Genomic DNA, 20,121 nt, shown 5'->3' with positions numbered 1-20,121 from the left:
GCTGATATTTTTATCGATCGGCAGCTGTATTCACAACGCATTGCTATAGGTCTTTTTGTAGCAGCAGCCTAGAATGCGTACATGAGGACTACAAAGAGATTCTTCTATTATATTGAGGTGAACTGGATTGTCTAAAATCATAGCCATAGCTAACCAAAAAGGGGGCGTCGGAAAGACGACGACTTCCGTCAATTTGGGGGCGGGCCTAGCTGCCATCGGAAAGAAAGTACTGCTGATCGATATTGACCCTCAAGGCAATACGACAAGTGGTGTTGGCATTAATAAAGCAGATGTAGCGAATTGCATCTATGATGTGCTGATCAACGAAGTTCATCCGAAGGAAGCTATCGCACATACCGACATTGAAAACTTGCATATCATTCCAGCAACGATTCAATTAGCCGGTGCTGAAATCGAGTTGGTTCCAACGATATCACGGGAAGTCAGACTCAAAAAGTCGCTACAACCGATTCGTCATTTGTACGATTATATCTTGATCGATTGCCCACCATCGCTTGGGATCTTAACGATCAACTCTTTGACCGCAGCAGATTCCGTACTTATCCCTATACAGTGCGAATATTACGCTTTGGAGGGATTGAGCCAACTGCTTAATACGGTACGATTGGTTCAGAAGCATTTGAACACATCCCTGCAAATTGAAGGGGTCTTGTTGACGATGTTTGATGCTAGAACGAATTTGGGCATTCAAGTGATTGAAGAGGTCAAGAAGTATTTCCAGCAGAAGGTGTACAAGACAGTAATTCCACGCAATGTGCGTTTAAGCGAAGCTCCATCCCATGGTCAATCCATTATTACGTATGACCCTCGATCGAAGGGTGCGGAAGTTTATCTTGAGTTGGCAAAGGAAGTGGTATCTTATGAATAAACGATTGGGCAAAGGATTGGATGCTCTGATCCCAGCACTATCGATCCAAGATGATGATAAGGTGGTCGAGATTCCACTCAATCAGCTTCGTGCCAATCCGTATCAACCACGCAAAACTTTCGACGAAGAGGCAATACGGGAATTGGCCGAATCTATTCGGCAGCATGGAGTCATTCAACCGATTATTGTACGTAGCGTGCTTAAAGGGTATGAAATTATCGCTGGGGAGCGGCGGTTCCGCGCATCGCAATTTTGTGGAAACGCAACGATTCCTGCTGTAGTACGGAGTTTCTCCGATCAGCAAGTAATGGAGATTGCCCTTATTGAGAATCTGCAACGGGAGAACTTAAACGCAATGGAAGTGGCCGTGGCTTATCAAGGGCTGATGGATCAATTCCAATTGACCCAGGAAGAACTTTCGATGAAGGTGGGTAAGTCTCGTTCACATATTGCTAATTTCTTACGGTTATTATCTTTACCGGAGGAAGTTAAGGAATATGTTTCACGTGGAACATTGTCGATGGGACATGCTCGAGCATTAGTTGGACTAAAAGACCCAACCACGATCAAACAATTAGCCCAGCAGTGCATCGATCATGAGTGGAGTGTTCGAGATCTGGAGGATGCGGTACAACAACTCGATCGCAAGAAACAAGAAAAACCGAAAGCAACCGGAAAGAAACGGGATCCTTATATCGATGAGGTAGAAGAAAATTTGCGTGAACGATATAAGACGACCGTGAAAATTAAAGCAAACAAGGATAAGGGAAAAATCGAAATTAACTATTATAGCCAGCAGGATTTGCAGCGATTACTGGATATGCTGAGCTAAAGGATAAATGAAATGACATATCCATCTTTTGGATAGCCTGAGCAAGAGGGGCTCGATAAAAGAAGGGTATGTCATTTCTTGGTCTGTCTCTGATCTTATGAATGAACACTTGTGGAGCTTAACGCCCGAGGAGGAGTTATCGTTGCGCGAGACAAAATCGGTCATCTACCTAGATCATGCAGCTACATCTTGGCCAAAACCTCCTAGGGTAGGAGAAGTCATGTTGGAAATACTAAACGGACCAGCTGCCAATGCAGGACGTGGAAATCATGGGATGGCGTTGCATGCGGGTAGGGTACTGTATCAGACCCGTATGAAGCTTGCAAAATTGTTTGGCGTACTTAATCCGAACGACATCGCGTTCATGTCCAACGCAACTTCTGCTTTGAATTTAGCCATTAAAGGTTGGTTGAAGCCGGGGGATCATGTTATAGCTACGTCGGTCGAACATAATTCAGTAAGGCGTCCTTTGGAATTTTTAAAACGGACAATGGGTATTGAAGTTGATTATGCCGAGGTGGATCGTCAGGGCCAGTTGGATTTGCTTCAGGTGGAGAAACTTTTTCAACCTCATACACGTTTACTTGTATGTTCTCATAGTTCGAATTTGCTGGGTTGCATTTTACCGATTCAAGAGTTAAGTCGGATAGCTCATGCAAATGGAGCGATTATCTTGGTTGATGCAGCTCAAACGGCGGGTTGTTATCCAGTGGATGTGCAAGAGATGGGGATTGATCTTCTTGCTTTCCCGGGTCACAAAGGATTGCTCGGGCCTCAAGGAACCGGAGGCTTGTACATTCACCCGGAAATTGATTTGGAACCGCTGCTGCATGGAGGGACGGGAAGCCAATCCGAGGAAAGCGAGCAGCCTTCCGTTCGACCTGATCGTTATGAAGCGGGTACTGTAAATACTCCGGGGATTGCCGGACTAGGTGCTGGTGTAGAAACGGTTCTGGAATGCGGGGTGGAGCGGATTCATCAGCATGAATGGAAGTTAACGCAGTATTTAATGAAGGAACTGCAGGCCATCCCGGGTATTCGTCTGATCGGTCCGCAAGTGGGACAGCCTCGAACAGGCATCGTTTCCTTTACGATTGAAGGAAGAGATGCATCTGAGGTCGCGTTCACGCTAGACAAGGAGTATGGTATCGCCGTTCGCGCCGGTTACCATTGCACGCCTTTAGGACATCAAACTGCTGGGACCTTACAAGGTGGCGCCGTCCGTGCAAGTGTAGGTTATAGGACGACAGAGGCAGAGTTACAAATGTTCATTCATGCAATACTTCAATTAATTAAATGATCTCAAGCATAGAGGAGTAGACAGTCGCATGCGGGAATGGAATGATCTCATCTTTGAACAATTAAGCTGGATCGTCGGAGGTTTGGTTCTCCTGATTCTGTGGCTATTGGTCTGGAATCTGATCCAAGGAAGTAAGCTGCGCAAGATGAAGAAAAGATACGAACTGATGATGAAAGGTGCCGGCGTTGAAGATCTGGAGAGCTTGTTGATCGATCTAAAAATGCAGCAGGGTAAAATCGAAGACCTCCAGGAGGAACAAAAGCAGCAGCTCGCGCAAATCCAAAAAAGAATGCCTATGCAAAAGTCGAAGATCGGCATTAAACGGTATAACGCTTTTGGAGAAAAAGGGAACGATTTGAGCTTCTCGATTGCGTTCGTCAACGATCAGCAAGATGGTGTGGTCCTCACTGGGCTTTACAATCGAGATGGCTCTTTTGTATATGCCAAGGGCTTGGAGAAAGGGGAGTCACCGCATGCACTCTCTCCGGAAGAGCGTGAAGCTATAGCTCTCGCCGGGCTAGAGAAATCGAACCCCGGGTCCACTCCTTAATCGCGGTATACAAGCAATTCGAGATAATTTCGGAAAGCCGCATGACTAGACTAAGACGTGTATTTTGCAGAACAAAGTATTCCATGAAGCCGCCGACATTGACGATGCCCGTTAGATGGATATCGCCGACCGGCGGTAATTCTTTATTTACGCCTGCGCCGGGACGAAGCGGTCCTTGGACGACCTGAATGGATCCCACGCTGGACGTTTGGCCGAGACAAGCGTCAATGCTAATAATATACGGATCAACGAAGCGAGAGTGGATTTGGTCCAGCGTTTCTTTTAAATTCATTGCATGTACAGGCTCTTCTAAGGTGCCATAAAGGTGGAAGTGCGAGCTGTGATACTTGGCCAATGCGCTACCGACCAGAGGCCCTAAGCAATCACCGGTAGAACGGTCCGTACCAATGCACACGATGACCATATCTTGCCCAGGGGTAACCTGTCCAAAATGCAAAAGCAACCGGTGAATAATCGCCGAATGAATGCCGGGTTCGGTATGCGGGATTTTTAAATAAGGAATTTCTTGCCCTGGAATTGTCGGTTGAAGCTGTGACATGGAATCTTCCTTTCCACTGGGGGATCATGTGCGTACGAAGCGCACTTCAAAGATTTAGTAGATAGTATATGGAAGAAACACATATTATATACTCATACGAAAGTCTCATTGGGGAAAAGGAGAGGAATCGAAGTGGAAGAAGAAGATTGGTTGGTGATGGCCTTTGATTCAACCCAGCAAGCGCTGCGCGCCGAAATGCTTTTGGAGTATGCCGACGTAGACATTGATTTATGCCCCACGCCTAAAGAAATCACCGCCGGGTGCGCGTTATCGATACGGTTCCCGCAATTATCATTGGATGCGGTTAAAGAGATTATTACATCCGAATCAGTAGAGATTCGGGGGATTTACTCCCGTCAAGGGATGGGCTATGATAGCATCAAGTTATGAAATCTGAGAAGGATTGATAGATATGCTATTGGCGAATGAAACTGAAGTGATCCAGGATGCTGCCGAAACGGTAAACACCTGGAGAGATAATTTATGGAATTGGTTTACAGATATGGATATGTGGACGAATGTTCTCTACGCGGGGATAAAAATCATCATTATCTTTGTCCTCACTCGTTTGTTCGTTCATATCGTGTTCCGGTTGATCGATCGATCATTGCAGAAGCGAGAAAAAAGCCGGCTGCAGATGAACCCGCGGCGATTGATTACGGTGGGAGAGCTGCTGAAAAATGTCACCAGTATCACCAGCAACTTCATTATGGTGATGTTGGTGTTGGGGGAGATTGGTTATGATTTGGCACCGCTGTTAGCGGGCGCCGGTGTTCTTGGACTGGCCATAGGTTTTGGTGCCCAGAGTTTGGTGAAGGATGTCATTACCGGGTTCTTTATTATCCTGGAGGATCAGTTTGCCGTTGGGGACGTGATTCAAACGGGCAGTCTGAAGGGAACGGTAGAAATTATTGGTCTACGTTCCACGCGGCTGGTGAGTTGGACGGGGGAGGTACATATCATTCCAAACGGGATGATCACCAATGTGACGAACTTTTCCGTGGGGACCGCATTGGCAGTGGTCGATTTGCCGTTCAGCAACACTCGGAAATTAGAAGGGGCCGTAGAGCTGCTCCAGGGGGCCATGCAGCGATTGAGCGAGGAACAGGAGCATATCCCTCAGGTACCAAGCGTCCTGGGCATCCAGTCCTTAACGGCAAGCGAATACGTCATTCGGATCGCCGTGGAGTGCCCCCCGGCTGTACGTGCCGATGTCGAGCGGCAGATTCAGACCTATGCCAAGGAAGCACTGGAGCAGGCAGAGATGAACGCGTAACACCGGAAGGCCTCATGTAGGAATAGGACATAAGTATAGAAGATGGGATAGGGGGAATAAGCCATGGAGCGTAAATCATTTCAGTTGGGCGATATCGTGCAAATGAAAAAAAACCATCCTTGCGGCAGCAATGAAATGGAAATCATCCGAATGGGTATGGACATCCGCATCAAATGCGTAGGCTGCAAACACAGCGTTTTGGTGCCCCGTGCCAAGTTCGAGAAGAATATGCGTAAAGTGCTCCGCTCGGCGACGCCCACACAAGAGGAGTCGGGGCAGGACGGACAATAAACGTCAGAGGAACAAACAATTTATGGGATGAAGGATGCCTCTATTGCATTCGGAATGAATTCATGGTACAATCATTCTTGCTGTGGAGAGGTACCCAAGAGGCCCAAGGGGGTTGACTCGAAATCAACTAGGCGTCGCAAGGCGTGCGTGGGTTCGAATCCCACCCTCTCCGCCATTTACTTAATTAGACGAACTCTTACGTTTATGCGTAGGAGTTTTTTTTGTTGTATAGAATTTTGAGCCTAATCAAAAGGAAAGAAGGACCCTTTCGGGTCCTTCCTCTGGTTGACGGCGAACTGATTTTGGAATTCTTTTCTCAGCGACAAACAGAAACCTTACGATGTTTGCCTTAGCAAGCACGAATCAGGGAAGAGGGGTCTTCGCTAACTCGTGATCTGATGCTTCTACAAGTCGTGAACAAGATCTCCTTGCGGTTTGTTTCTCGCGGAATCCTCTAAACGGACCAACGGAACCACACCTCTCTTGCTCGCCGTCGATTGTATTATGTGCAGGATTCGTTTTTCTATACACATGAATTTTAATGGGTCAAAAATCCTTTAATGGACGCGGGCCTTTTCTTCCTTTTTCCACTTGCGGTCTTTGTTTGACGTCTCAGGGAATTTCTCGCCCTTCTGCAACGTAATCCGCTTTGGATGTTGTATCTGCGTATGGAAGCTTCGCGCCTCACCGACTTCCACGTATACGCCCGGGTTTGGAGCGCGCATGCCTTCCTCAAATTCCGTTTGTTCACCCATCTGGCGTTCCTCCTTTCAGCCTCACATTGGAATTCACGCTTATTGTTTGTCAGAGCGGCTTAATCATGTACCGCGAAGGACCGATAATTATTTACAAGCATAAAAGCGATGTGGGGGAAATGTTTAAGTCATGGGAAGCGGATGAGAGGACTTGTCATCATGGTCTTAAAGAAGGCAAGTATTGGGTCCTTGCACAGCTGACATCAATTTGATATACTACTATGGTGCGAGTTTACGCTCGCTCCTTGCTCCTAAACGAGTTACGTATTGGGGGCCATAGTCCAAGAGGAGGTGAATCAGATGCGCAAATACGAAGTGATGTACATTATTCGTCCTGACGTTGAACAAGAAGCTGTTCAAGCTACAGTCGAAAAATTCCAAGGCATCATCCAAAACGGCGGTGAAATTACCAAACATGACGTGATGGGCAAACGCCGGCTTGCGTATGAGATTAACAAGGTTCGCGATGGAGTTTACGTTCTCGTAAATTTCACAGCTACCCCTGAAGTGGTAGCTGAGTTGGAACGGATCTTGAAGATTTCCGACGAGGTTATCCGTTATCTCATTACGAAAGACGTAGCCTAATTCAAGTTTGAGTAACCATTGCCCGAAGGAGGGGATTTGATTGTTGAACCGTGTCATACTCATCGGACGTCTTACCCGGGATCCAGAGCTGCGATATACGCCAGCCGGCGTAGCGGTAACTCAGTTTACGCTTGCAGTGGACAGACCGTTCACCTCGCAAGGGGGCGAACGCGAAGCGGATTTTATCCCGGTCGTAACCTGGAGACAGCTTGCCGAAACTTGCGCGAACTATTTGCGTAAAGGCCGGTTAACGGCTGTGGAAGGACGTATTCAAGTACGGAACTACGAGAATAACGAAGGTAAACGCGTATACGTAACCGAAGTTATTGCCGATAATGTCCGTTTCTTGGAATCGAACCGCGAAGGCGGTGCAGGTGGTGGCGGCGGTACGCGGGAGGAAGCTCCATTCGGAGGCGGCGGCGGTGGCGGTGGCAATAGCAACCGTGGCGGTAATTTCTCACGCGGCAATCAAGATGATCCATTCTCCGACGACGGGAAACCGATCGATATCTCGGATGACGATTTGCCATTTTAAACACGGAAAGGACTGACAAGCATGAGCTTCAAGCAAAGAGAAGGCGGAGACGACAAAAGACCGGCTCGCCGTGGCGGCCGCAACAAACGTCGTAAAGTGTGCTATTTCACTGTGAATAAAATTACTCACATTGACTATAAAGATACGGAGCTGCTGAAGAAATTCATCAGCGAACGCGGCAAGATTTTGCCTCGTCGTGTTACTGGCACTAGCGCTAAATACCAACGCCTTTTGACGATCGCGATCAAACGCTCCCGTCAAATCGCATTGCTTCCTTACACAACGGAATAAGCAGTGATCTGCTAAAGAGACAGCCGAACCTTAGGGTTCGGCTGTTTTTTTGTTTAGAAAAGGGATGACTAAAGAACCACCTATCGAGTACTTACGACATAATTCTAGTAAATGGAGGGGAGATTCAGTCGATTCGTGACGAGATAGATAGATAAACATCGAAAATTGTTAACATATCTGGTTAAGTACGAGTAAGAAAAATTAACGTTCAACTTTTTGCAAACGCTTCATATTCAAAAATTCTATAAAATATTAGTAATTCAGGGGTAAAAAGGAGCCAACAAACGATTAAAAAAGATATTGACGTGAGATATTTTCACATGTATTATGAACAATAATTCAACTGGTGTTTTTCCCTTGCTGGGGACCGGCTAAAGACCCTTATTAACCGTTGGTTTATACCGAACCTATGTCACCCTTTATTACAAATGGCTCATGGAATTCAACTCCTTAAAGGCTAGAGGTCATGGTAGAGGTAGTGCCAAAGGTTAATAGGTAAGTCGTTTTATTCCAGGCTGTAAGCACGGTTAGAAGTGACGGAAGAAGATAAAGGGGGAGATTGGAGGACAGATCCAGACGAAAGTGAAACTAGACGAAACTGCATGTTCTCAACTTCATTAAACAAGGAGGAGTCAACACACATGGTGGCTAAGAAGAGAAGTTTATGGTCCCTTTTACTTATTTTATCCCTCGTAGGAATTTTGTTTACGGGCTGCAGTACCAATAACACAGCTTCCAATACGCCGACTCCGACAGAGAACAACACAACTCCAGAGAATACAACGGAGCCTGAAGCAGAACCATCGGCCGATGAGCCGGTGGATGGCGGTACGATTACATTGAGCACTTTCTCTGACGTCGTCAGCTTGAACCCTATTTTCATTAATGATACTTCTTCCGGCGATGTAGCTCAGTTCCTGTTCGCCAAGTTGTACGACTTGGATCGCGAAGGGAATGTCGCTGCCGAACCTTGGTCTTTGGCATCCGAGCTCCCGCAAATTTCAGAGGATGGTTTGACATATACCGTAAAGCTGAAAGATACAGCGAAATGGAGCGACGGACAGCCGGTAACGGTAGATGACCTCATCTATACTTTCGATACGGTTCGCAATCCGGAAGCAGGTGCTCCAGGCATCAGCTTATTTGATAAGGTTGAGAAAATCGATAAAGTAGATGACCATACCGCAAACATTAAATTGAAACAAATTTATGCTCCTTTCCAATACACGCTGGTGACGGAGTTGGTTCCAGCCCATGTCCTTAAGGATATTCCTGTGAAAGAACTTCAATCTAATGCTTACGGCACCGATCCAGCGAAGACGGTCACGAATGGACCATGGAAGTGGACCGCTTGGAAGCAAGGGGAAAGCCATACACTTGATGCCGATCCAAACTATTGGGGAGCCGTCAAACCGCATATTGCCCAAGTTATTTATAAAATTTATGCCGATCAAAATACGGAGGTTCAGGCATTACTCAAAGGAGACACCGATCATGTCAGCGCCATCCCTGTGACTCAGGTTGAGGTCGTTAAGGGAAATGACAAGATTGACGTCATTCAGAAGCCGGGACCAACGTATGAATATATCAATTTTAACTTCGATTCGAAAAACTTCCCTGAAAAATATGGTTTATTCGAAGGGCAGAAGACAAGACAGGCCATTGCCTACGCGATCAATCGGCAAGGGATGGTTGATAATGTATTGAAGGGCGTCGGCGCATTGATGAATGCCCCGTTCCTCCCGGATACATGGGCCGATCCGAAAGATGCTGCCGTTAATTATGATTACAATCCTGAGAAGGCCAAACAATTGTTGGCAGAAGACGGTTGGGTAGCCGGCAAAGACGGGATTCTTGAAAAGGATGGACATCGTTTCTCCTTCGAATTGCAGTACAATGCCGGGAATAGCCGTCGTGAGCAGGTGTCGGCAATCATCCAACAGAACCTGAAAGATGTTGGCATTGAAGTGACTCCGAAGGGGATCGATTTCGCAGCTTGGATTGACCAGAATGTAACGCCAGGTAAATATCAAGCGATTCTTCTGGCCTGGTCTTTGAATACGCCAGACCCTGATTCCGAGAGTATCTTCTCTTCGAAGTATTTCCCGCCAGCAGGACAAAACAGCGGTTGGTATAAAAACGAAAAACTCGATCAATTATGGGTGGATGGATACTCTACAGTAGACCAAGCAGAACGCCAAAAGATCTATAAGGAAGTAGCCAAAGAGATCTCCACTGACTTGCCTTATGTATTCCTGTACCAATATGGTAGTGCGATTGGGACGGGACCAAGAGTACATTGGGCTGAGGAGGACCGACCTGAACCATCATTGGGTTATGGTCAATACTTCCATGCTATTAAATGGTGGGTAACCGAATAAGAAGTTGTACGGATACAGGAAATAAACCGCAGGAGGGGAAAGGGAGAATTCTCTTTCTCCTTCTCCCTTTCAAGGAAGGAAGTTTCCCTGCGGCTTTATACCTATTAAATGTGGGAGGATAAAACGATGACAGAATATCTGATCCGTCGCTTACTGCAATCGGTTCTAGTTATTTTTTTGATCACTGTCGTCACCTTTTTGCTCATCCATGCAGCACCGGGCGGTCCAACTCAAGTCATGCTTGCCCCCGGTTTGTCGCCGGAAGCTTTTGAACAGCAGAGGCACAATATGGGGCTGGATCAACCGATTCCCGTCCAATATATTCGATGGGTCGGAGACTTGCTGCAAGGCGACATGGGTTATACGTTTAAAAACCATTTGCCGGTTGGTGATTTGCTCTGGCCGCGGATCGCTAACACGCTAATTTTGATGGGCGCAGCTTGGTTGCTTACGCTTGTTATCGCTCTACCTTGGGGCATTTACAACAGCACGAAAGTGTACGGCATTTCAGATCAGACGGCATCCTTTATTTCTTATTTAGGTTTTGCCATGCCGACTTTTTGGTTCGGTATCCTGTTACAACAATGGTTCTCCCTTGGCTTGGATTGGTTTCCGCTTTCGGACATGCATAGCCGCGGCAAGGAGGGAAGCGTCTTTGATTTGTTCATGCATCTGGTATTGCCAGTCACCGTCCTCTCTTTGGGCTTCCTTGCTTCCTACATTAAATACGCTCGAGCCAGTATGTTGGAAGTGTTAGAACAGGATTACATTCGAACTGCCCGTGCTAAAGGGGTAAAGGAAAGGAAAGTCATATTCCGCCATGCCCTGCGAAATGCGCTCATCCCGATCATTACGATCTTAGGATTGGATTTGCCGATCCTTGTAGGTGGGGCGGCATTGACTGAAAATGTATTTAACTGGCCAGGGATGGGGCGCCTCTATGTTGAGATGGCTACTGCACGGGAATATTCCGTGTTAATGGCGATTACGATTGTCACCGCCGTGGTGGTCGTCATCGGCAGCTTATTAGCGGATATTCTGTATGCCATTGTGGATCCGCGAGTCAAATTGGGAGGAAAGGGGACAAAGGCAGCATGAGTGATATGAAGGTAACGATATCGTCGAGAACATCCCCGGACGTAGTGACGCCAGAACCCAATCCATCGCCTAACCTCAAAGACTCGGCAACCTCACTTTCAGCGAAGAAGCCTTTAGGGCCTTGGGGGATGTTGTGGAGGAAGTTTTCGCGAAATCCCTACGCGATGACTGGATTTGTGGTATTGCTTATCTTTATCCTCGCCGCCGTATTTGCGCCGTGGATTACCAAGTACGATCCGGCAAAAATCGATATGATGTTTCCGAATCTCAAGGCAGGGGCTGAGGGTCATCTGCTGGGAACGGACGAATTGGGTCGTGACGTATTCGCAAGGTTATTGTATAGCGCGAGAATCTCCTTGTTAATCGGGTTTTCGGTCGCCTTGGCATCGGTGGTTGTAGGTTCGATTATCGGCGCTATTTCCGGTTATTTTGGCGGATGGGTGGACACGGTGTTCATGCGGATCGTTGACGTCATGAACTCGGTACCTACGTTGTTCCTCAACATTTTGGTGCTGGCGATCTTCGGATCGGAAATCAAGTATATGATTTTGATCTTGGCTTTTACTAGCTGGATGAGCATCGCTCGGCTGGTGCGGGGGAACTTCCTCCAACTGCGGGAGATGCAGTACGTGGAGGCCGCTCGTGCGATCGGGGTGTCCAACACGGGCATCATATTCCGTCATTTACTGCGAAACTCTACGTTCCCGATTATCGTCAACGCGACCTTGATGGTCGGTGCGGCCATTCTTAGCGAATCGGCCTTGTCTTACCTTGGTTTAGGCATCCAGCCGCCGGCCACCAGCTGGGGGCTCATGCTGAGTAATGCGCAGGAGTTTATGTTAGTTGATAAAATGCAGGCCGTATACCCTGGCTTGTGTATCTTGATTGTCGTCCTTGCGGTGAACTTTATCGGTGACGGTATCCGCGATGCGCTGGATCCAAGACAGAATCTGAACAAATCCCGGAGGAGGCTGGCAAAATGGCGGAGAAACTTCTCGAAATCCGAAAACTGACGGCGGGCTTTTTGACGGAGAATGGGGTCGTTAAAGCGACGGATCGGATTTCGTTATCCATAGGCAAGGGGCAGACGGTTTGTCTGGTAGGCGAATCGGGCAGTGGGAAAAGCGTCACCTCGCTCGCCATCATGCGCCTGATCGATTACGCCGGCGGGACGATCATGGAGGGCAACATCTCGTTCCGGGGACAGGAATTAGCAGCTAAGAAACAAGATGAGATGCGAAATATCCGCGGCAATCAAATCGCTATGATCTTTCAAGACCCGATGTCGGCCCTGAATCCGGTATTTACCGTAGGGGAACAAATCGCCGAGAGCTTGCGGCTGCATCAGAATAAATCCGCAGGCGAAGCCTGGAACATGGCCATCGATCTACTTAGGCTCGTCGGCATCCCTGCACCGGAAATTCGTGCCAAGCAGTATCCACATGAACTGTCAGGCGGGATGTGCCAGCGGGTCGTTATTGCCACCGCTCTAGCCTGCAATCCAGAGCTGTTGATTGCCGACGAACCGACGACCGCACTGGACGTGACGGTTCAGGCCCAAATCCTCGATTTGCTGCGCAAGCTGCAGGCCGAGCTTGGGATGTCCATCCTGCTGATCACCCATGATATGGGCGTGGCCGCGGAAATGGCAGACCGGGTAGCCGTCATGTATGCGGGGGCGATTGTCGAGGAGGGTCCGGTGGAGGATATCTTTAACCAGCCCAGCCACCCGTACACGGTGGGACTGCTTCAATCGATCCCGGGCTTTGAAGGGGAACGGGGTGGAGAGCTCTACACGATCCAGGGGACCATTCCGCCGATTGGCCAGTTGCCTTCCGGGTGCCGGTTCCACCCGCGCTGCCCGCATGCAACGGAGGTGTGTCGGCAGAAGGAACCTCCTGAGTTTATGATTGGAGCAGATCATCGCGCTTCCTGCTGGCTTTATGAAGATAAGCCGGTACGTCTGGACGATTCCCATAGCAGTAGAGACGAGGTGAAACCCGCATGATGACGGAAACGGCAAATGTAGAGGCAAAGCGACCGATCGGTTCGAAATCCGGGGAGATCCTGGTGGATATCCGCGGGATCAAGAAGTATTTCCCGATTCACAAGGGCCTGCTCAGCCGAGTTGTCGGCCAAGTGAAGGCGGTGGACGATGTGTCCCTGGCGATTCGCCAAGGGGAAACCTTTGGACTGGTTGGGGAATCCGGCTGCGGTAAGTCGACATTAGGGCGTGTTATCCTTCGTTTGCAAGGAGCCACGGAGGGCGCAGTGGTATACCAAGGCCAAGATATCCATTCATTACGGGGTCCCGAGCTGCGGAAGCTTCGCGAAGAGATGCAAATTATCTTCCAAGATCCGTTTGGTTCATTAAACCCTCGGTTTCTGGTTAAAGACATCATCGGTGAGCCGTTGCGCGTGCATCGCAACATGTCTCCCAAACAGATAGATGCGCGAGTTGTTGAGCTCATGGAGCTGGTCGGATTGGATGCCACCCGGCGCAATCGTTATCCGCATGAATTCTCCGGCGGGCAGCGACAGCGGATCGGCATTGCCCGGGCAATAGCGCTTAACCCGAAATTCATCGTGGCTGATGAGGCGGTGTCGGCGCTTGACGTGTCCGTCCAATCCCAAGTGATTAATCTGCTCATGAAGCTGCAACGGGAACTGGGCCTGACATTCCTCTTTATTGCACACGGGCTTAACGTTGTCCGACATATTTCTGACCGGGTCGGCGTCATGTATCTGGGTAAGCTGGTGGAGGTTGGAGAGACGGAGACGTTGTTCGCGTCGCCGCTGCACCCCTATACCGCCGCTTTGTTGTCGGCGATTCCAAAGCCGGTGCCGGGCCGCAAGCAGGAGCGGATCGTGCTGCAGGGGGATGTTCCCTCCCCGGCGAACCCGCCTTCCGGCTGCCGCTTCCATACCCGCTGTCCGTTTGCCCAAGAGCTTTGTTCCAAGGTAGAGCCACAATTGGTTGAGGCAGTCCCCGGACGCCAAGTGGCCTGCCATTTCCCGCTGCAGCCTGGGACCGTATTGTCCTAAACTTCAGCGAAAGCAAGTTAGCTCTACAAATCGATCATGGTAGAGGCCCGATCTCCGGAAGGAGCGGGTCTCTCTTTTTTACCACCTCAAACCTAATTTGGATGCCTGCCTGGTTAGCCGACCAGCATCTGCATGTACCCTATTGTTGTACCCGAATTCCCCGATGTGTTATAGTACGAAGCGGTAGAGTTGTTTTGAAAAGTGATAGATAGAGACGTGCAGAAAAGTAGACTCGTGACGAACTCATAGATGAAGATATGCGAAATCAACCAGAATGGCGATGGAGGCGTAAATCAATGATCGAACGACAGAAAAGGCATAAGGCAAAACCAAAGAAAAATCGTAGAAAAGTGGCAATCCTTTCACTGGTGATCCTACTGGTGATTGGGGCAGGGGGATATTTATTCCGTAAACCCCTCGCCGTGATGGCGTTTGACTTGTTCCTGTCAGGGAAAGTCGAGGAGACTCTGGAGCGATCCTATTCTCCGCTGGAAGGGGAAGAAGCGCAGGCCGTGCAGCCGCAGGAAGAGAACATGAAGCCGTTCAGCGTACTGCTGCTCGGCGTGGATCAACGAAATAACGAGCCGGCTCGTTCGGATACGATGATCTATGCGGTGGTGCGCCCAGAGGATGCGAAGGTGCTGTTGGTATCCATCCCTCGCGACACCTACACAGAGATTGTGGGCAAGGATAAGGAAGACAAGATTAACCATGCGTATGCTTTTGGCGGAGAGAAAATGGCCAAGGACACGGTGGAGCATTTCATCGGATATCCGGTCGATAACTATGCGGCCATCAACTTCCAGGGCGTGCGGGATATCGTTGATGCATTGGGCGGCATCGAGCTGCCGATTACCAAGGATATCGTGAATAAGCAAGCGGATCATGAGAAGTTTACGATTAAAGCGGGGAAACCGCTGTACGACGGAACGGAGGCTTTGAACTTCGTCCGTTACCGCGAGGACAGTGACTTTAACCGGACGAAACGGCATCAGGTGTTTCTAAACGCCATGGTCGATCGAATGTTAAAGCTGAATCAAGTGACAAAAATTCCTGAATTGATGAACCTGATGGGCGATAATTTTAAGACGGACCTGCCGCCAAGCCAAATCATCGATTTGTCCAAGCAAGTGCTGCTGGGCGATGCTTCTCCGCAAATTAGCGGATTTACGATTATGGGCGAAGGGATGCGGCTGAACGGCATTTATTATGACAAGGCCAATGAAGAAGATGTGAACTTTGCTAAAGAGATGATCGACAGCTGGCTCAACCCGGAAACGGAAACGTCCGCCTTGATTACGCCGGAATCGCGGGACGCCGAGAAGGCCGCGGCCGAGTCAAATGGCACGCAGGGAACGGCAACCAACCAGCAATAGCAAGAATGAGTCATCTTGGGGCATCATACTTTAGATTAAACCGCTTTATAGGTTTATATCAAACCTCGGCAGTCCGGTGTTCCGGCTGCCGATTTCACACGGCCCGTCCCGGAACATATCCCGTTTCGAAACGTATCAATTAGGGGAGTCTGAATGAAGGATGAGGAGGATTTTGTTCTCATGAATATAGCGTTTTTTTTGCTTCCGAAAAATGACGTGGTGACCGTAACGCTGGATTCCACCTTGCGGCAGACGTTGGAACGCATGGAGTTTCACCGATATACGGCTGTGCCGATCATCGACCGGGACGGTGCGTATGTCGGCACGGTGACGGAAGGCGACTTACTTTGGCATATGAAAAATTCCGATGGTAGGATCAATTTTGAGACCGCTTCAAAATTTCTGCTCAAGGACGTTCCGCTGAAGATGGACATGAAACCGGTACGGATCGATGCGGATATGGAGGACCTGATCAATCTAGCGAAGGTGCAAAACTTTGTGCCTGTCGTTGACGACCGGGGCCGGTTCATCGGGATCGTCCGGCGCAGCCAAATTATCGAATATTGCGAGAAGTTCGTGACCCGAAATGCGGCACAACCCCAATAAATCCTAAAGGTTTGCGTCTTTTGTCGCGGTTGCATTATGCTATAATGAAGAATAAAGCTTTTTCGGGGAGGGTGGAAGCTGTCCGCCATGCAAAGGGAAATGGATGTGGCCAAACGTGCCAAGGTGATTGAATGGCTCAAAACGGAAGTAGTCGATCACGTATCCCGTTTGTTTAAAGCATTATGGGAAGGCAGCACGACACGGGTTATGGACAGTCTTGCCAGTCTGATTGTCAGCAGTTATATTTTGGGGCGAAGACTAGGTGTTTCCTATCGGGATATGGATGACAGCATCTTGGAGAAACTGAAAAAACATAAGCAGGAGGGTCACCAGCTCGAGGATTGGTATCAAGATATTTCTACCCTGGAAGAACATATGCGTAAGAGGTGAACCCATTTGAAGTTACGCTGGACATCGGTGGCCTGGAGCGCCGCATATTTGCTGCTTCTGCTGTCACTTGCAACTCCGCTTACCGTGATTACGATGTTTTTTCTGATCGTGCCGGGCATCTTGTTGTACACGACCTTGTCGACAAGGGTGTTTCTCGTGCACGTAGCGGTGGTCTGGCTAGCGGCTTCGCTGATCTTCGGACCGGTTATTCTGCTGCAGGCCGTTTATTTTATTATTCCTTCGATCGTGATGGGCTATTTATATAAGAAAAGAGTTCCGGCCTTTCGCACGATCATGACGGGAGCCGGCACCATTTTGCTGGAATTTTTGCTGGTCCTTCTGATCAGCACGGTGTTTTTTGACTTTAACCTGGCTACGGCGATTGAGGACCTGGTCAATTCGGCCATGGCTCCGTTTACGAATGTCGCCGACAGTTCGTTGGCCGGCGGGATCGTCTGGTCACCGGAGATGAGTCAGCAGTTTTCCAGTCTCACGGTGCGAATGATTCCGTTTACGATGATCGTCTGCTCGCTTCTGATCGCTGCGGTGGCCCATGCCATCTCTAGGCCGACGTTATCCAGCTTAGGGCATGCGGTGCCGAAGCTGCCGCCGATCCGCGATTGGCGGTTGCCGCGTTCGCTGATTTGGTATTACCTGATTGGCGTGCTGCTGCAGTGGTTCGGCGGAGAAGCTGTTCAGCAGGGGTTCATGGGCACGATTTTGTTGAACCTGATGCCGCTGTTGCAATTTCTCTTTATGGTTCAAACGGCAAGCTTCTTCTTCTTTGCGGCCTATCACCGCAAGTGGAACCCGGTCATTCCGATCCTGCTGATCGTAGCGATGTTGTTTATTCCGCCGCTGCGAATCGTGGGGATTCTGGACATTGCATTTCCGCTACGGGATATGATTACGAGATCAAGACGATAGGGTGAGAAGGCATGCCTAATATTTTGCAAAAACGTTGGTACGGGTACCAGACCGTATGGATGTTCATGCTTCAGTTGCTGCTCGTCATCTTCGTCTCCTACTTTAACTGGATTTTGGGGCTAGTCTGCTTATGCCTTGTCTGCGTGTTGACTTACAGCATGCTTCGGGCGGAGCGGCAGTTCCGCAAAGAGCTGATCCGCTACGTGACCGATTTGAACTACCGGATCAAACGGGTAGAAGGCGAGGCGGTCAGTAAACTGCCGTTTGGTCTGATGCTCTATAGCGAGGAGCGGACGATCGAATGGCATAACCATTTCGTAGCCGGCATGTACGGTAAAGACTCCGTCGTAGGTCTACCTTTGTCCGAGCTACTGCCGCAGCTCCCTGCGCCAAGCCGCGACAAGAAAGATGGCGGCGGTGCTCGGACAACTGTGGAGACGATGGTTGGGGATCGACATTACGAATTGGCCATCGATACGAATGAACGACTCATTTACATTCATGATATGACAGAGTTGGCGGTGCTGCGCAGTCGGTACGAAGACGAACGGGCCGCGCTGGGCATCATCCTGCTGGACAATCTAGATGAGGCTACCCAGGGGATGGATGACCAGCAGCGGACCGCCTTGATCGCCCGCGTAGCGACGGCGATCACGGAATGGGCCAAACAGTACCGCGTGTACCTGCGGCGGCTGTCCTCCGAGCGATATCTGATGATCCTGAATCAGAAATCGCTGGACGAACTGGAGCAAAGCCGGTTCGTGATCTTGGACGAGGTCCGCGAAATGACCGCGGACCTGAAGGTGCCGATTACGCTCAGCATCGGCCTCGCATTTGGTGCCGAGCGCTTCAGCGAGCTGGGCGAACTCGCCCAGTCCAGCTTGGATATGGCGCTCGGCCGCGGGGGAGACCAGGCCGCCGTGAAGGCCGGTCAGCGGTTGTCCTTCTATGGCGGCAAATCCGGCGCCATAGAGAAGCGGACGCGCGTCCGCGCCCGCGTCATCGCGCATGCCTTGCGCGATTTGATGCAGGAGAGCGACCGCGTCATCATCATGGGCCATCGCGTACCGGACCTCGACGTGATCGGCGCCTCCATCGGCGTGTTGAAGGCCGCCGATATGTACAAGGTCGAGGCCCACATCGTGCTGGATGGCCCGAACCCGGCGATCGAGCGCCTGATGGAGCGCATCGGCAAAGAAGAGGCCCTGCTCCGGCGGTTTATCACGCCGGAGCAGGCCCTGAATTTGATGACCGAGCACACGTTACTCGTGCTCGTTGATACGCATAAGGCTTCCATCACGATGGAGCCCCGGCTGGTCGAAGAAGCGAGCCGCGTCGTCATCGTGGACCACCATCGCCGCGGGGAAGAATTCGTGGCCGATGCGGTGCTCGTCTATCTGGAGCCTTACGCTTCCTCGGCGTGCGAGCTCGTTACGGAGCTGCTGCAGTACATTCACGAGAAGGTGGAGCTCAGCCCGCTGGAAGCGACGACGCTGCTCGCGGGCATCACCGTCGATACGAAGCATTTCGCGCTTCACACCGGCTCTCGGACGTTTGAGGCTGCGGCGTTCCTCCGTCGAAACGGGGCGGACACGGTGATGGTGCAGCGATTGTTGAAGGAAGACTTGCAGGAGTACATCGCCAAGGCCGACATCATCAAGCATGCCCGCATGATCCACGGGCATATCGCCTTGGCGGTGACGGAGACGAACCGCAAAATCCCGCAGCTGTTGATCGCCCAAGTGGCGGATACGCTGCTGAATATGACGGGCGTACTTGCTTCGTTCGTGATCAGCGAGCGGCCGGACGGCCTGATTGGGATCAGCGCCCGTTCGCTCGGGAGCATGAATGTCCAGGTGGTCATGGAGCGGCTCGGCGGCGGAGGACACTTGACGAATGCAGCTGTTCAATTGGAAGGAACCCAGACGGAAGCGGAGAAACGATTGCTCGCCGTGCTGGATGAAATAGAGAAGGAAGAGGGGTTATTCGAATGAAAGTGATCTTTTTGAAGGATGTCAAAGGCCAAGGAAAAAAAGGGGAAGTTAAAGAGGTATCGGAAGGTTATGCACAGAACTTCCTGATGCCACGGGGACTGGTTCGCCCGGCTACCGAAGGTAATGTGAAGACGCTGGAGCAGCAAGCGGCATCCGAACTGAAGCGCAAAGCGCAGGAGAAGGAAGAGGCAGTCCAGCTCGGCAAGAAGCTGGAGGAAATGACCGTACAGTTGAAAGCGAAAGCTGGCGAGGGAGGCCGCTTGTTTGGCGCGATTACCAGCAAGCAAGTCGCGGAGGCGCTGGAGAAAGCCGGCGTGAAGCTCGATAAGCGTAAAATCGAAATGCATGATCCGATCCGGACTCTAGGCGTAACGCAAGTGCCGGTGAAGCTTCACCCGGAAGTGAAGTCGACGCTTAAGGTTCACGTTACGGAGGAATAAG

At 50.0% G+C, this 20,121-nt stretch carries 23 protein-coding genes and 1 tRNA gene; 22 read left to right on the top strand and 2 right to left on the bottom strand.

Going from position 1 to position 20,121, the window contains the following annotated elements; translation table 11 throughout:
* Positions 1-127 precede the first annotated feature (127 nt).
* From KJS42_RS07790 to KJS42_RS07775, 4 genes are all read left to right on the top strand, one after another.
* Entirely contained in the window at positions 128-889 is a 762-nt protein-coding gene (locus KJS42_RS07790; protein ID WP_155604527.1) for a ParA family protein, read from the top strand.
* Positions 882-1,721 (top strand): ParB/RepB/Spo0J family partition protein, encoded by an 840-nt coding sequence (locus KJS42_RS07785; protein WP_193417614.1) that lies wholly within the window; start codon positions 882-884, stop codon positions 1,719-1,721. Before KJS42_RS07790 ends, KJS42_RS07785 begins: the two co-directional genes overlap by 8 nt.
* Positions 1,722-1,863: 142 nt before the next feature.
* The gene (locus KJS42_RS07780; protein ID WP_239483860.1) at positions 1,864-3,021 is read left to right on the top strand and encodes an aminotransferase class V-fold PLP-dependent enzyme; all 1,158 of its coding nucleotides are present in this window, start codon (positions 1,864-1,866) and stop codon (positions 3,019-3,021) included.
* Positions 3,022-3,049: 28 nt separating this feature from the next.
* Positions 3,050-3,571 (top strand): DUF4446 family protein, encoded by a 522-nt coding sequence (locus tag KJS42_RS07775; RefSeq protein WP_193417610.1) that lies wholly within the window; start codon positions 3,050-3,052, stop codon positions 3,569-3,571.
* Here KJS42_RS07775 and yyaC read toward each other — a convergent pair.
* Positions 3,522-4,130, bottom strand: coding sequence for a spore protease YyaC (gene yyaC / locus KJS42_RS07770; RefSeq protein ID WP_213622511.1), 609 nt, complete (start codon positions 4,128-4,130; stop codon positions 3,522-3,524). The genes KJS42_RS07775 and yyaC overlap by 50 nt on opposite strands.
* Positions 4,131-4,286: 156 nt before the next feature.
* On the opposite strand from yyaC, the gene KJS42_RS07765 reads away from it, so the two are divergent.
* From KJS42_RS07765 to KJS42_RS07750, 4 genes are all read left to right on the top strand, one after another.
* The gene (locus tag KJS42_RS07765) at positions 4,287-4,520 is read left to right on the top strand and encodes a putative Se/S carrier protein (RefSeq protein ID WP_155604906.1); all 234 of its coding nucleotides are present in this window, start codon (positions 4,287-4,289) and stop codon (positions 4,518-4,520) included.
* Between the two features lie 22 nt (positions 4,521-4,542).
* Positions 4,543-5,406, top strand: a complete 864-nt coding sequence (locus tag KJS42_RS07760) for a mechanosensitive ion channel family protein (RefSeq protein WP_213622510.1) — start codon at positions 4,543-4,545, stop codon at positions 5,404-5,406.
* 63 nt (positions 5,407-5,469) lie between these two features.
* Positions 5,470-5,697, top strand: coding sequence for a DUF951 domain-containing protein (locus tag KJS42_RS07755; RefSeq protein ID WP_155604533.1), 228 nt, complete (start codon positions 5,470-5,472; stop codon positions 5,695-5,697).
* A gap of 84 nt (positions 5,698-5,781) precedes the next feature.
* Positions 5,782-5,872, top strand: a tRNA-Ser gene (locus KJS42_RS07750).
* Positions 5,873-6,254: 382 nt separating this feature from the next.
* On the opposite strand, the gene KJS42_RS07745 is transcribed toward KJS42_RS07750, so the two are convergent.
* Positions 6,255-6,452, bottom strand: a complete 198-nt coding sequence (locus KJS42_RS07745; RefSeq protein ID WP_155604534.1) for a YjzC family protein — start codon at positions 6,450-6,452, stop codon at positions 6,255-6,257.
* A 300-nt stretch (positions 6,453-6,752) separates the two neighbouring features.
* On the opposite strand from KJS42_RS07745, the gene rpsF reads away from it, so the two are divergent.
* The 14 genes from rpsF to rplI all read left to right on the top strand — a co-directional run bounded on the left by rpsF (position 6,753) and on the right by rplI (position 20,120).
* Complete coding sequence (rpsF, locus tag KJS42_RS07740) at positions 6,753-7,037, top strand: 30S ribosomal protein S6 (RefSeq protein WP_155604535.1); 285 nt, start codon at positions 6,753-6,755, stop codon at positions 7,035-7,037.
* 40 nt (positions 7,038-7,077) lie between these two features.
* Positions 7,078-7,572: a single-stranded DNA-binding protein gene (ssb, locus tag KJS42_RS07735; protein ID WP_213622509.1), complete on the top strand. Its 495-nt coding sequence runs from the start codon at positions 7,078-7,080 to the stop codon at positions 7,570-7,572.
* Between the two features lie 21 nt (positions 7,573-7,593).
* Complete coding sequence (gene rpsR, locus KJS42_RS07730; RefSeq protein ID WP_009223360.1) at positions 7,594-7,863, top strand: 30S ribosomal protein S18; 270 nt, start codon at positions 7,594-7,596, stop codon at positions 7,861-7,863.
* A gap of 641 nt (positions 7,864-8,504) precedes the next feature.
* Positions 8,505-10,244 carry an ABC transporter substrate-binding protein gene (locus KJS42_RS07725; protein WP_213622508.1) on the top strand — a complete coding sequence of 580 codons (1,740 nt, stop codon included), beginning with the start codon at positions 8,505-8,507 and terminating at the stop codon, positions 10,242-10,244.
* Positions 10,245-10,370: 126 nt separating this feature from the next.
* Positions 10,371-11,342, top strand: a complete 972-nt coding sequence (locus KJS42_RS07720; protein WP_155604537.1) for an ABC transporter permease — start codon at positions 10,371-10,373, stop codon at positions 11,340-11,342.
* Positions 11,339-12,355 carry an ABC transporter permease gene (locus KJS42_RS07715; protein ID WP_193417603.1) on the top strand — a complete coding sequence of 339 codons (1,017 nt, stop codon included), beginning with the start codon at positions 11,339-11,341 and terminating at the stop codon, positions 12,353-12,355. The genes KJS42_RS07720 and KJS42_RS07715 overlap by 4 nt, the downstream gene beginning before the upstream one ends.
* The gene (locus KJS42_RS07710; protein ID WP_155604539.1) at positions 12,322-13,350 is read left to right on the top strand and encodes an ABC transporter ATP-binding protein; all 1,029 of its coding nucleotides are present in this window, start codon (positions 12,322-12,324) and stop codon (positions 13,348-13,350) included. The genes KJS42_RS07715 and KJS42_RS07710 overlap by 34 nt, the downstream gene beginning before the upstream one ends.
* Positions 13,347-14,387, top strand: coding sequence for an ABC transporter ATP-binding protein (locus tag KJS42_RS07705; protein ID WP_155604540.1), 1,041 nt, complete (start codon positions 13,347-13,349; stop codon positions 14,385-14,387). Before KJS42_RS07710 ends, KJS42_RS07705 begins: the two co-directional genes overlap by 4 nt.
* 296 nt (positions 14,388-14,683) lie before the next feature.
* Positions 14,684-15,763, top strand: a complete 1,080-nt coding sequence (locus tag KJS42_RS07700) for an LCP family protein (protein WP_213622507.1) — start codon at positions 14,684-14,686, stop codon at positions 15,761-15,763.
* 180 nt (positions 15,764-15,943) lie between these two features.
* The gene (locus KJS42_RS07695; protein WP_155604542.1) at positions 15,944-16,369 is read left to right on the top strand and encodes a CBS domain-containing protein; all 426 of its coding nucleotides are present in this window, start codon (positions 15,944-15,946) and stop codon (positions 16,367-16,369) included.
* An 87-nt stretch (positions 16,370-16,456) separates the two neighbouring features.
* A complete protein-coding gene (locus KJS42_RS07690; RefSeq protein WP_193417599.1) occupies positions 16,457-16,759 on the top strand; it encodes a MazG-like family protein in 303 nt (100 codons plus the stop codon).
* A 6-nt stretch (positions 16,760-16,765) separates the two neighbouring features.
* On the top strand, positions 16,766-17,686 hold the full coding sequence (locus tag KJS42_RS07685) for a DUF2232 domain-containing protein (RefSeq protein WP_155604544.1): 921 nt from the start codon (positions 16,766-16,768) through the stop codon (positions 17,684-17,686).
* Positions 17,687-17,697: 11 nt separating this feature from the next.
* A complete protein-coding gene (locus KJS42_RS07680; RefSeq protein ID WP_155604545.1) occupies positions 17,698-19,680 on the top strand; it encodes a DHH family phosphoesterase in 1,983 nt (660 codons plus the stop codon).
* The gene (gene rplI / locus KJS42_RS07675) at positions 19,677-20,120 is read left to right on the top strand and encodes a 50S ribosomal protein L9 (protein WP_155604546.1); all 444 of its coding nucleotides are present in this window, start codon (positions 19,677-19,679) and stop codon (positions 20,118-20,120) included. Before KJS42_RS07680 ends, rplI begins: the two co-directional genes overlap by 4 nt.
* Position 20,121 lies beyond the last annotated feature (1 nt).

It is taken from the genome of Paenibacillus sp. J53TS2 (assembly GCF_018403305.1).
Classification (GTDB): Bacteria; Bacillota; Bacilli; order Paenibacillales; family Paenibacillaceae; genus Fontibacillus; species Fontibacillus rhizolycopersici.
This window is presented reverse-complemented; position numbering and strand designations above follow the sequence as displayed.